Below are 12,484 nucleotides of genomic sequence, written 5' to 3'. Positions count from 1 at the left end.
AGGGTGTCGCGGCGCCGTCACACCCGCGGCGGTGCCGGCGGCGAAGGCGTCGGATGATGCGGGCCACGCAGCACCAGATGGCCGCGGCGGACCAGTTCGCCGGGGTCGCGCCGCAGCAGGTCGGGATCGAGCGACGGCAACGGCAGCGGCGTCGCTTCGTATAGGGCCCAGCCGTTGCGGCCATGCGCCTTGACGTCGTAAAGCGCGCGATCCGCCAGCGAGACCAGCTGCTCCCAGCCCAGCAGGTCGGGTGCGTCGGGGAACGGCGGATAGCCGATCAGTCCCAGCGACGCAGTCACCTGCAGCCGCGCGCCCGACACCTCCACCGGTTCGGCGGCGATTGCCGTGCAGATGCGGCGACCGAGCGCGTGCAGTTCGTGGCGCGGCATGGGCCGGAACACCATCAGGAATTCCTCGCCGCCCCAGCGGATGACGTAGTCGCCATCTCGCGACAGCGTGCGCAGGCGGTGCGCCACCGTCTGCAGCACATGGTCGCCGACCTGGTGGCCGTGGCCGTCGTTGATCGACTTGAAGTGGTCGATGTCGAGCAGCGCGAACGCCAGCACGTCCACGCCGGCGGCGAAGCCCGGCGTGCGCTGGTAATAGGCGATGTCGGCGGGCAGTTGCCGGGTCAGGTAGCGGCGGTTGTGCAAGCCGGTCAGCGGATCGGTGAGGCTGATCGCCTCCAGTTGCCGGTTGGCCTGCTGCAGGTCGCGCGTGCGCTGCTGCACCAGGCGCTCCAGCGCCACGCGGCGGTTGTGGTGGCGGCGCAGCACCCAGCGGTTGGACAGCAGTACCAGGATGCCCAGCGCGATGGCCAGCAACAGGTAGAACCACGCGCTTTCATAGAAGTAGGGTGTAATGGCGAAGGCCTGCGTGGCGGCGGCGCGTCCGGATACGCCGCTGTTGTTGGTGCCCAGCACCTCGAACACGTAATGGCCCGCCGGCAGGTTGGTGTAGGTGGCGCTGCGCTGGTGCGGGTCGTCCAGCAGCTTCCAGTCGTCGTCGTAGCCCCTCAGGCGATAGCGGATGTCGATATGGTCCGACGCCTGGAAGCTGAGCGTAGTGAACTCGAAGCGCAGGTCGCGCGCGGCGCTGGGCAGTGCCCATTCCGTCGCGCGTTCGGCGGGTCGCCATTGTCCCTGCACCTGCACGCGTTCGATCACCGATTCGGGCACATAGTCGTTGGCCAAGGGCTGGTCGGTCGCCATCACCACCACCCCGTCGCGGGTCGGCAGCCACAGCGCGTTGTCGGCCATGAAGCCGCGGCTGTTGCCGGCGCCGTTGCAGCAGTCTCCCTTCTGGCCGCCGTGGCGGTCGCCGCGCTCGTTGAGCAGCGTCCGCGCAGTCACCTTGAACGTGGGGTTATCGGCGGCGCCCAGCAGGTCGGCCACCGACACCCGGTAGATGCCACGCAGACCGCCTGCCCACAGAAAACCGCGGGTGTCCTCGGCGAAGAAGAACGGCGCATTCGCCGGTATCCCGCGCGCCTTGTCCAGGCGCGTCCAGCGGCGGCCGTCGAACAGCAGCATCATTTCCTCCGACAGCGCACCGGCCAGCCACTGTCCGCCGGCCAGTTCGTGCAGGGAGACGATATGCGATGCGTCCAGTCCCGTTCCGGTCAGCGGAACCGCGACCAGGCGCTCGTCGACGAATTCGTACAGCCCGCTCTGCGTGCCGACCAGCAAGCGGCCATCGCGCGTTTCCAGCAGCACGCGCACGCGCACGTCGCGCAGGCCGGCGCGCTCGCCGTAGTGGTGCAGACGCTCGCCGTCCTGCCATCGGTACAGGCCGGTGCTGGTCGCGAACCACAACCGGCCATGGCGGTCGCGCACGATGCCGTTCACCTGTGCGGCATCCATCGCTGCCAGCGCACGCGGCCGCTGTATGCGGCCATCGCGATACAGCGCGGCGCCGTCGCGCGTGCCGATCCAGGTCTGCCCGTGCTCGGGCAGCAGGCTGTAGGCGGCCGGGTGCGGCAGCTCGCTGCCCTTGACCAGCGAGCGGAAGCGGCCGTTCTCCAGCACGCTCACGCCGTCGTCGCTGCCCACCCAGACGCGGCCATCCGGCGCCTGTGCGATGGACCACAGCAATGGCTGCCGCAGGCCCTCCGCACGGCTGTAGCGGCGGGTCCAGCCATTCCACGTCCGGCTGGCCCCTTCGCTGTTGCTGCCCAGCCACAGATTGGACTCGCGGTCCTCATAGAATGCGCGGATCTCCGCCAAAGGCCCGGTCGCGTCGATCCGCTCCAGCAGGCGGCCCTTCTGCAGCCGGTACAGGGTGTCGCGGGTGCTGGCCCACAGGATGCCGTCGCGATCTTCGTGCAACGCCTGCACGCCGCCGGCGACGGGCGCGACGGTGGGGTCGCGTCGCCAGTGCGCGCCGTCGAGCACGAACAGGCCGGTGTCGCAGCCGGCCCACAGGCGGCCATCGTGGCGGGCCAGCGAGGTGACCGTGGCGAGCGATGCACCGGCCGGAAGCGTCTGGACGCGTTCGCCGGTGCCGTCGAAGGCATGCACGCGTCCGCGTGCGCCGACCCAGAGCGTGCCGGTGTCGTCGACGTGCAGTGCCAGCGCGCCGCCGTCGTCGATCGGATGCAGCGTCTGCAGGCGGTCGGCCACCACGACCATGACGCCGCGAGGCGTGGCAAGCAGCAGGCGGCCGCGGACGTCGCGAGCGAGGGCGCGCACGTCGACGACGCCGGCGGCCTCGCCGGGGGCGAGCGACAGCGTCTTGATGCGGTTGCCGTCGCGGACGGCCAGTCCCTGCGGGGTGCCGATCCACAGGCGGCCTTCGCGGTCGGTATGCAGGGCCTGGATCCAGGTGCTGGGCAGGTCCGGGGTGTTGTCGAGGTCGAAGTTGGTGAAGCGCACGCCGTCGAAGCGGCTCAACCCGGCCTGGGTACCGAACCAGAGGTAGCCGGGTTTGTCCTGGGCGATGGCCAGCACGCTGAGCTGGGGCAGGCCCTGTTCCAGCGCCCAGTGGTTGCGCACGTAGTGGTGGAACGACTTGGAAGGGTCCAACGCCTGCGCGGGCGGGCAAAGCGCCGCCATCCCGCCCAGCAGGGGCAGGCACCAGGCCGCCAGTCGACGCCGCCACCAGGGCGTGCCGCGGCGGTTCTTGTCCAGGTGCTCGGACAGAACGCGTCTCCGGTAAGTAGGTTTACCAAGAACGGTATCGGCGCGGTTCTGCAGGCCTAAAGGGGCGAGTGCCCGGGCCGGCGTGTCGTCACTCCGTGGCCGGAATAACGGGGATGGTGCAGGTGGGTGGCCAACGTGGTCGGGGCCACGTAGCCCAGGTCAGGCCGAAGGCCGCACCCGGGACGCGCGTCGGCAAGTCGGACCCCGGGTGCGCTCCGCTTACCCGGGCTACACGGGCTGGGTGGCCCGCTGTCAGGTCAGATGCCGCACCAGGTAAGCGTCAATGGCGGACGTTCGAACGGGAAGCGCGCTTGCGCGCCAGGTCCGGCAATCATCCGCCTCGACGGTGGGTACGAAGGGTCGCCATTGTGTGACTGTGCCGCGGAAGACCCGACCACGTCGCGCAGTGCCGTCAGGGAGACTGATCACAATGTCAGCCACGCCGTGCAGATCGGCTACGCACTGGGCCGATTCCTCCCGCAACTCGCGACCTGCACAGGCATCGGCGGTCTCCCCCGCGTCCACGAAACCGCCCGGCAACTCCCACACCGCGCGTCTCGGGTTGTGCACGAGCACCACGTCGTCGTCGAGGGTGGCGATCACCAGGGCGAAGGCGGGTAGCACGGCAAAATCGCTGGCGACAATGGAGAGCAGCCGTTCACCCCGTTCGTTGACGATGTCCTCGTTCAACACTCGATCACATTCACCGCCAACCCACCGCGACTCGTTTCCTTGTACTTGTCCTGCATGTCGCGCCCGGTGTCGCGCATGGTCTTGATGACCTTGTCGAGCGAGACCTTGTGCTTGCCATCGCCGCGCATCGCCATGCGGCTGGCGTTGATGGCCTTCACCGCGCCCATCGCGTTGCGCTCGATGCAGGGTATCTGCACCAGGCCACCGATCGGGTCGCAGGTCAGGCCGAGGTTGTGTTCCATGCCGATTTCGGCCGCGTTCTCGATCTGGCTCGGCGTGCCGCCCAGCGCGGCGACCAGTCCGCCGGCCGCCATCGAACAGGCCACGCCCACTTCGCCCTGGCAGCCGACTTCGGCGCCGCTGATGCTGGCGTTCTCCTTGTAGAGGATGCCGATGGCCGCGGCGGTCAGCAGGAAGTCGAACACACGCTGCTCGCTGGCGCCGGGGCAGAAGCGGTCGTAGTAGTGCAGCACCGCCGGGATGATGCCGGCCGCACCGTTGGTGGGCGCGGTGACCACGCGGCCACCGGCGGCGTTCTCCTCGTTCACCGCCAGCGCGTACAGATTGACCCAGTCCAGCACCGTCAGCGGATCGCGCATGGCGGCCTCCGGCTTGCTCGACAGTTCGCGATGCAGCGCAGGCGCGCGGCGCGAGACATGCAGGCCGCCCGGCAGCGTACCTTCCTGCCGGATGCCGCGCTCCATGCAGGACTGCATCGCGTTCCAGATCGCGCGCAGGCCGTGGCGGATCTCCTCTTCGCCGCGCCACGCCTTCTCGTTCTCGAACATCATCGCGGCGATGCTCAGTCCGCTGCGCTGGCACTGCGCCAGCAACTCGTCGCCGCTCTTGAACGGGTACGGCAGCGGTGTTTCGTCGGCGACGATGCGGTCCACCGCGGCATCATCTTGATTGACCACGAAGCCGCCGCCGACCGAGTAGTAATCGCGCGTGGCGATCACCTCGTCGTTCGCGTCGAAGGCGGTGAAGCGCATGCCGTTGGTGTGGTACGGCAGCTTCTGCCGTTTGTTCATCAGCAGGTCGCGCTTCTCGTCGAAGGCGACTTCGTGGGTGCCGCCCAGCAGGATGCGCTTGTCGCTGCGGATGCGCTCCAGTGCGGGCGGGATGACGTCCGGGTCGATCTCGTTGGGATAGTGGCCTTCCAGCCCCATCAGCACGGCCTTGTCGGTACCGTGCCCGCGCCCGGTCAGCGCCAGCGAACCGAACACCTCGGCGCGGATGCGCACCACGTCCTGCAGGCGGTCGGCATCGACCAGCCAGCGCGCGACGAAGCGCGCCGCCGCCCGCATCGGCCCCACGGTGTGCGACGAACTCGGCCCGATGCCGATCTTGAACAGGTCGAACGTGCTGACTGCCATGCTGCGAACCACCGCGGAAAGGCCGCTATTCTAAGCACGTAGACGCCGGACGCCTCTCATTCCTCAGCCGCCATGCCCCTGATCCTCTATCAACGCGACGACTGTCATCTCTGCGACCTGGCGCTGGACGTGCTCGCCGAGGCGCGCATTCCCGAGTTCGAGAGCGTTTTCATCGATGACGACCAAGCGCTGGAAGCGCGTTACGGTATCCGCGTGCCGGTGCTGCATCGCAGCGACACGGGTGCGGAACTGGATTGGCCGTTCAGTGCGGACCGCGTGAAGGCCTGGCTGTCATGACGTTGGGCGGTCTGTCCCGCTGGGTCGCGCTGCTGGGCATGGCCTCGGGAAGCGCCGCGGCGGCCGATGTCGACCTGGCGAAGGCCGGCGCCGGTTCGTCCGGCACGTTTGCGTGGGAGGGACGCACGCTGGCGCAGGTGCTGCCGGTGGACAGCATCGAGCGCATCGTGCTGCTGAAGGCGGTGACCAGCGCACCGGCCCGTCTCGATCTGCAGAATCTGCGCCGCATGCTGCGCGACGCCGCGGATGCGCCGCTGCACACAGCGGACGACGGTGCGCGCACGTTCCTGCAGCTGGGTGGCCACGACACGATCTGGGAAGCCGTGCTGCTGACCCGGACGGGCGAGGTGTTCGGCCTGGTCGTCCGTGCCGACGACGAAGCCGCGCGCGTGCCCGGCCGTCATCGTGGTTGCCTCACCGACGCGGCGGGCCGGCGCGGATGTTTCGGGATTCCGCCGGTACCGGCCGGCTGACGCCGTCCTGCCTCAGGGCTTGGGTTTCAATACGACCTTCGTACTGATCGCGACCTCGTTCGGAATCGTCGACGTGTCGGCCCACTCGCCGCCGCCCACGCCGAAGTCCAGCCGCTTCACCGTCGCCTTGCCGGCCAGCACCGGTTGCGCGCCCGGTGTCCAGGTGAAGGTCAGCGTGACCGGCTTGCTGACGCCGCGCAGCGACAGCGTGCCGTCTGCCGCGTACTGGTTGCCGCCCAGCGCGCGGAACTTGGTCGCCGTATAGCGCGCTTGTGCGAACTTGGCCACGTTGAAGAAGTCGGCCGACACCAGCGTGCCATCGCGGTCGCCATTGCCGGTCTGCGTGCCCGCGAGCTGGATGGCGACATCGAGCTTGCTGGTGGCGAGTTGTGCCGGATCGAAACTCAGCGTGGTGGTGAAGCCACCGAACTTGCCGGTGAACGTCTCGCCCTGGTAGTTGCTGGCGAACACCAGCGTGGAGCCCGGCGCCTGCACGTAGTCGGCGGCCAGGGCCGGCGTGGCGGCCAGCAGCAGGGAAGCAAGCGCCAGGCGCGCGCGGTCAGCGGTTTTCATCGGGGGAATCCTGCGGGACGGGGGGAGAGGGCATCGGGGCGGCAGCGGTGGCGCGCTTGCCCGGCAACATGCGGCGCAACGTGGCGTCGCCCTGGAACAGATGGTGGTACAGCGCGGCGCCGGCGTGGGCCAGCACCAGCACCACCAGTACCCAGAACAGCAGTTCGTGCGCGCCTTCGGCCGCCTCGTGCACGCCGTCGCTGCGTCCGGTGATGGCGGGCAGGTTGAACAGCTTGAACCACTGCAGCGGATAGCCGGCCGACGAATTCAGCACCCAGCCCGACAGCGGAATGGCGAACAGCAGCGCATACAGCAGGACATGCGTCACCGAGGCGATACGTTGCTGCCAGGTCGGCGTGCCGGCAACCGGCGCCGGCGCGCCCGCGTACAGACGCCACAGCACGCGCAGCGCCACCAGCGCCAGGATGGTCAGGCCGATCGACTTGTGCAGCGCATAGATGTCGATCTTGCGCGGCCCGTTCGGCAGGTCGCCCATGGTCAGGCCCAGGTAGGCCATCACCAGGATCAGCACCACGATAAGCCAGTGGAACAACTGGCTGACGGCGCCCCAGCGGTCGTCGGTGTTCTTCAGGGTCATGGCGTCGGCTCCGGGCTGGCGGGTGCGGGCAGGGCAGGGGCGGTTTCCATCTCGGTTTCCTCGTCGGCCTTGCCGTCGTAGGTGGCCTCGGCTTCGATGCGCAGCGCCACCTCGTCGCCGATCACCGATTTCCACGCGGTGATGCCGAAGTCGGCGCGGCTGAGGGTCGTGGTCGCGGTGAAGCCCACGGTGCGCCGGAACGGCGGCATGGGATGGCGCTTGGCGGCGTTGAGGGTGACGTCGAGGACGACCGCGCGGGTCACGCCGCGCAGGCTGAGGTCGCCATGCACTTTCGCGTGGGTCGCATCGACCGGTTCCACCCGGGTCGAGACGAAGCGGGCCTCGGGATGGCCTTCGGCATCCAGCAGCGACTTCGCCAGCGTGGCCTTGTTCCAGTCGGCATCGCCGAGGTCGGCGCGTGCGATCGGCACGCGGACATCGACGCGCGCGCGGGTCCAGTCGTCCGGATCGAACACGACGGTGCCGGTGCTGCCGGACACGGTGCCCAGTGCGTTGGAAAAGCCGGCGTGCGAGATGGCGAACATCACCCGCGTGTGCACCGGGTCCAGCGTGTACTCGGCGAGGGTGTCGCGTGCGAACGCCGCCGCAGGCAGCAACGCCAGCAGGCAGAGGAAGCGCAACAGCGCGCGACGGGCGGTGGATCCGGGCATGGGGACGGATTCTAGGGGCCGGCCCATGAAGATACCCCGCTTGCGCCTGCAACGGTCCGTTGCGACGATGCCCGGCAGGGGCGACCACGGAACGAGGGGCGGGCAGGAATGGCGATGCGTGCGTGGTGGTTGCTGCTGTTCTGCCTGCTGTGTGCGCCCGCGCCCGCCGCCGTGCCCGAGATCCCGCGCTTCCGTCTGCTCGGTGCCGGTGACGGCCTGCCTTCCACCACCATTCCCGCGTTGGCGCGCGACCGCGCAGGGCATCTGTGGATCGCCACCTGGGACGGCCTGGCGCGCTACGACGGCGTCAGCTTCAGGGTCTGGCGCCACGATCCGGCCGATCCCGCCTCGCTGGCCGGCAACGTGGTGCAGGCGCTGCATATCGATGCGCGCGACCGCATCTGGGTGGCTACCGAGAACGGCGGCCTCAGCGTGATGGAGGCCGACCGTCGTGGGTTCCGCCATTACCGCCAGGCGCAGCATCCGCAGATGGGCAGCGATGACGTGTTCGCCATCACCAGCCGCGGCGATGACGTGTGGTTCGGCACCTTCGGCGGCGGCCTGCACCGGCTGGCAGCCGACGGCACGATCATCCGCTTCGCCGCCGTCGTGGAAGGCGAGGATGGCCTGCCATCGGACAACGTGCTGTCGCTGGCCTTCGATGCGAAGGGCGTGCTGTGGGTCGGCACCATGGGCGGGCTGGCCCGTTACGAGGGCGGGCAACTGCGCCGGCTGGCGTTGCCCGGCGGCGATGGCCTGATCATCTATTCGGTGACCGCCGATGCGGACGCGGTGTGGGTGGGTGCTTCCGACGGCGTGCATCGCTGGTCGCCGGACGTGGGCTGGATGTCGCCGCCGTGGTCGCCGATGTTCGCGCGGCCCAATGCATTGATCGCGATGACCAGCGATGGCCAGGGCGAGTACTGGCTCGCCAGCCAGGGCGGCCTGTGGCGTACCGAAGGCGACCGCGCACCGGCGCCGGTGAACTACGACGCGCAGAACGTGGGCATCGGCCGCGTGCTGCAGACCGTGCTGGCGCTGCCGGACGGTGGCCTGTGGGTACCGGTGCCGACGCGTGGTCTGGCCTATCTGCGATCGGACTGGCGGCGGATCGCGGCGTTCTCGTCCGCGCAGGGATTGGGGGGCGGGCTTTACCGGGGCCTGTCGCAGGCCGGCGCCGACGGCATCTGGATCGCCAGCAGCACCGGCAAGGTGGAACGGCTGGATACGCGCGGCGGACACGTGACGCCGTTGCCGCATCACGCCGCGCTGCTGGGCGAATTGCGGATCACCTCGCTGCGCCAGGACCGCCATGGCCTGCTGTGGATCGGCCATCGCAGCGGCCTGATCCGGGTGGATCCCCGCACCGGCGCCCTGCGGCAGTGGGGGCAGGGCGGCGAGGACGCGGTGCCCGACAGTACCTCGATCGACTGGCTGGTCGAAGCGCCGGACAACACCCTGTGGCTGGTGTCGCAGATGGGCAGCGTGCAGCAGCGCGATCTGACCAGCGGTCGCGTGCTGCGCACCCTCGTCAAGCAGGACGACGGCAGCGGCCTGCCTGACATCGAAGGCCTCGCGGTGTCGCCGGACGGGCGCGTCTGGCTGGGCGGTGCCGCCGGCATGATGGCCTGGGACGCGGCGACGCAGCGCTTCGTCGCGATGGACGCGATGGGCGGTGAGCGCGTTTACGCCTTCGCCTTCGAACATGCCGACCGCCTGTGGCTGCACCGTATGTCTGGCGTGGAGGCCTGGCGCCGCCAGGGCGGACGCTGGCTACGCGAGCGCCGCATCGGAGCCGCAGAAGGATTGCCGGCCCTCGAGTCGACCGGCCTGGCGGTCGATCCGCAGCGGCGCGTGTGGCTGGGGACGCGCCGCGGGCTGTTCCGCATCGATCCCAACCTGCAGGGCTCGCGCGCGCTGCTGCGCAACTTCGGCGTGCGCGAAGGCCTGCTGAGCCAGGAACTCAACGACCGCGGCCTGCTGATGACGGTGGACGGTCTGCTGGCGAGCACGGCCGCGGATGGTTCGGTCGCGCTGCTCGACACGCACCTGCCGGACCCGCGGCCGGTGACTCCGAACCTGGTGCTGGACAGCCTGCAGGTGAGCCGTGGCGACGACATAAGGCCGCTGCGGATCGACCAGCCGCTGGTGCTGCAGCCCGACGACCACGAGTTGCTGGTCGGCACCCGCCTGCTGAGTTACGAGAATCCGCTGGGCAACCGCTACCGCTCCAGGCTGGAAGGCTTCGACAGCAGCTGGCTCGAGCAGGGCGCCAGTGGCGAACGCGTGTTCTCCACGCTCACGCCGGGCCGCTACACCCTGCGCGTGCAGGCCTACGACGCCGCCGGCAACGCCTCGCGCGAACTCGTGCTGCCGGTGCACGTGCTGCCGCCGTGGTGGCGCAGTCCGTGGGGCATGGCGCTGTTCGCGGTGCTGGGCGTGGTGCTGCTGCTGATGGCCGGCGCCGCGTACCGGCGGCGGGTGAGCCGCCGCAGCGCCTGGCAGTTGGCCGAACACAAGCGCGAACTGGCCGAACAGGCGTCTCTGGCCAAGACCCGCTTCCTGGCCACGCTCGGCCACGAGATCCGCACGCCGATGACCGGCGTGCTGGGCATGACCGAGCTGTTGCAGGCCACGCCGCTGGACGAGCGGCAGAAGGGCTATGCCGATGCCATCCAGCGCGCCGGCACGCACCTGCTGCGCCTGGTCAACGACGCGCTGGACCTGGCGAAGATCGAAGCGGGCAAGCTGGAGTTGCAGCAGGTCGAGTTCGACCTGCATGCGCTGCTGGCCGACGTGGCCGCGCTGATGGGGCCGGTGGCCGGCAAGCGCGGGCTCGCCTTCCATGACGGCATCGCCGCCGGCGTACCGCACCTGGTACGCGGCGATCCGCTGCGGCTGCGGCAGATCCTGCTCAATCTGCTGGGCAATGCGATCAAGTTCACCGAGACGGGCCATGTTTCGCTGCATGCGCTCCCGCTGTCGCCGCACGGCGTGCGTCTGACCGTCGGCGACACCGGCCCCGGCATCAACGCCGAGCAGCAGGCCCGGCTGTTCCGGCGTTTCGAGCAGGCGGAAGGCGCGCAGACCACGGCCCGCTATGGCGGCAGCGGCCTCGGCCTGGCGATCTGCCAGGAACTGGCGGTGGCGATGGGCGGGCAGATCGAGGTCGACAGTGCGCCGGGCCGCGGCACGCGGTTCTCGGTGGACCTGCCCGCGCTGCAACCGCTGGCGCAGGGCGAAGCGCATGCGTCGTCCGTCGTGGATACGGCGCACGCCCCGGCGCCGGTCGGGCCGCTGGACATCCTGCTGGTAGAGGACGATGCGACCGTCGCCGAGGTCGTGGCCGGCCTGCTGCGCGCGCGCGGCCACCGGGTGACGCACGCGCCGCATGGCCTGGCCGCGCTCTCCGAGGTGGTCTCCACGGTGTTCGACGTGGCTTTCCTCGACCTTGACCTGCCGGGCCTGGATGGCATGGCCCTGGCGCGCCAGCTGCGCCTGCACGGCGTGACCACGCCGCTGATCGCACTGACCGCGCGCACCGATGCCGAAGCCGAGCCGCTGGCGCGACAGGCGGGATTCGACGACTTCGTCCGCAAGCCGGTGACCGGCGACATGCTGGCCGCGGCGATCGTCAACGTGAGGGGGGCGGCGACAGCCTCGGGGGAGGGTCAACAGGGAGAGCCCACATGATCCAGGGACGAAACCGGAAGGCACGCGGCATCCTCATGGGGGTCGCCTGTGGGCTGGCAACACTCTTCGCGTCGGCACCTGCGGCAGCGGCGGACACGCAGGCCGAGCGCCCGTTCCTCGGCGGCTTCCTGCAGGAGAGCCGCATCCTGTATCCGCTGACGATCGGTCAGTGGGTCGCTCGCGACGAACACCTGTACGAACAGGCCGAGGCGGGCGCCTCGGTGCGCTACCAGCATGGCGACCTGCGCGACCGCTGGATCGACGTCTATTTCTACCCGGCTGGTGTCGTGCCGGATGAGCGCGTGCGTGCGATGGCACAGGGAACCGTGGACGGCATCCGCGCGCTGCCGGGGAACGGCGGGCTGCCGGCGGGCGAACTGGAGACGTCGCAGATCGCGCTCTCCGGAGACAAGGATCGCCGGCACGCCACCCTGTACTCCGCAGGCTTCATGCTCGCCCGCGACGGCACACGCTATGCGTCGGCGATGAGCCTGCTGGCGAAGGACCTGTACTACATCAAGGGCCGTTACAGCGGCGACGAAGCGGCGCACACGCCCGAGGGTCTGCATGCCGAGCTGAAGGACTTCACGGTCCGGCTGGTGCGCGAAAGCCGGCTGTACAGCACGGGCGACTGCTGGCTGCCGCCGCCGATCGTGCAGGTCGCGGCGCCCGATCCCAACGCGGCGGGGGCGCTGGTGAACATCGGCGGCGACGGCGCGGCACAGGCGGTGGGCTTCGCCGATCGCGTCGAGGCAGTGGATACGCGGTCGAGCCAGGCGGTCATCGCGCAATTCATGGCGTACAGCGCGAGCGGTCGCTGGATCGCCGGCTGCAACCCGCCCGAGGACATGACGCCGGACGTGCCCGAGGGCATGCGCGAGATCCGCTTCGAGTACCGGTTGCCGGAAGGCGATGCCGACGGCACCACGCCGCGCCTGGGCAGTCCGCGCTCCGGCGTGGGCTGACCGGC

10 protein-coding genes are annotated in these 12,484 nt (G+C 69.8%); 4 read left to right on the top strand and 6 right to left on the bottom strand.

The features are described from left to right. Positions 1-17 precede the first annotated feature (17 nt). The 3 genes from ASD77_RS01850 to ASD77_RS01840 all read right to left on the bottom strand — a co-directional run bounded on the left by ASD77_RS01850 (position 18) and on the right by ASD77_RS01840 (position 5,209). Positions 18-3,053, bottom strand: a complete 3,036-nt coding sequence (locus ASD77_RS01850; RefSeq protein WP_082563067.1) for a ligand-binding sensor domain-containing diguanylate cyclase — start codon at positions 3,051-3,053, stop codon at positions 18-20. Positions 3,054-3,392: 339 nt separating this feature from the next. Then, on the bottom strand, positions 3,393-3,830 hold the full coding sequence (locus ASD77_RS01845; RefSeq protein WP_200947347.1) for an NUDIX domain-containing protein: 438 nt from the start codon (positions 3,828-3,830) through the stop codon (positions 3,393-3,395). After that, positions 3,827-5,209, bottom strand: coding sequence for an L-serine ammonia-lyase (locus ASD77_RS01840; protein ID WP_055936511.1), 1,383 nt, complete (start codon positions 5,207-5,209; stop codon positions 3,827-3,829). The genes ASD77_RS01845 and ASD77_RS01840 overlap by 4 nt, the downstream gene beginning before the upstream one ends. A gap of 72 nt (positions 5,210-5,281) precedes the next feature. On the opposite strand from ASD77_RS01840, the gene ASD77_RS01835 reads away from it, so the two are divergent. Next, a complete protein-coding gene (locus ASD77_RS01835; RefSeq protein WP_055936506.1) occupies positions 5,282-5,506 on the top strand; it encodes a glutaredoxin family protein in 225 nt (74 codons plus the stop codon). Further along, complete coding sequence (locus ASD77_RS01830) at positions 5,503-5,979, top strand: hypothetical protein (RefSeq protein ID WP_156383426.1); 477 nt, start codon at positions 5,503-5,505, stop codon at positions 5,977-5,979. Before ASD77_RS01835 ends, ASD77_RS01830 begins: the two co-directional genes overlap by 4 nt. A gap of 12 nt (positions 5,980-5,991) precedes the next feature. On the opposite strand, the gene ASD77_RS01825 is transcribed toward ASD77_RS01830, so the two are convergent. From ASD77_RS01825 to ASD77_RS01815, 3 genes are read right to left on the bottom strand one after another with little or no spacing between them, the layout of a single operon-like run. Beyond that, positions 5,992-6,552 (bottom strand): YceI family protein, encoded by a 561-nt coding sequence (locus ASD77_RS01825; protein WP_055936500.1) that lies wholly within the window; start codon positions 6,550-6,552, stop codon positions 5,992-5,994. Next, complete coding sequence (locus ASD77_RS01820) at positions 6,539-7,150, bottom strand: cytochrome b (protein ID WP_055936497.1); 612 nt, start codon at positions 7,148-7,150, stop codon at positions 6,539-6,541. Before ASD77_RS01820 ends, ASD77_RS01825 begins: the two co-directional genes overlap by 14 nt. Continuing rightward, positions 7,147-7,821 carry a YceI family protein gene (locus tag ASD77_RS01815; RefSeq protein WP_055936494.1) on the bottom strand — a complete coding sequence of 225 codons (675 nt, stop codon included), beginning with the start codon at positions 7,819-7,821 and terminating at the stop codon, positions 7,147-7,149. Before ASD77_RS01815 ends, ASD77_RS01820 begins: the two co-directional genes overlap by 4 nt. A gap of 114 nt (positions 7,822-7,935) precedes the next feature. Between ASD77_RS01815 and ASD77_RS01810 the strand changes: the two genes are divergently transcribed. Next, positions 7,936-11,514 carry a hybrid sensor histidine kinase/response regulator gene (locus ASD77_RS01810; RefSeq protein ID WP_055936490.1) on the top strand — a complete coding sequence of 1,193 codons (3,579 nt, stop codon included), beginning with the start codon at positions 7,936-7,938 and terminating at the stop codon, positions 11,512-11,514. Next, positions 11,511-12,479, top strand: coding sequence for a hypothetical protein (locus tag ASD77_RS01805; protein ID WP_156383425.1), 969 nt, complete (start codon positions 11,511-11,513; stop codon positions 12,477-12,479). The genes ASD77_RS01810 and ASD77_RS01805 overlap by 4 nt, the downstream gene beginning before the upstream one ends. Positions 12,480-12,484: the final 5 nt, after the last annotated feature.

Origin of the sequence: Pseudoxanthomonas sp. Root65 (assembly GCF_001427635.1) — a bacterium.
In the GTDB taxonomy this organism is placed as follows: Bacteria; Pseudomonadota; Gammaproteobacteria; order Xanthomonadales; family Xanthomonadaceae; genus Pseudoxanthomonas_A.
Note: the sequence above shows the minus strand (reverse complement) of the source record. Positions and strands in the feature narration are given on the sequence as shown.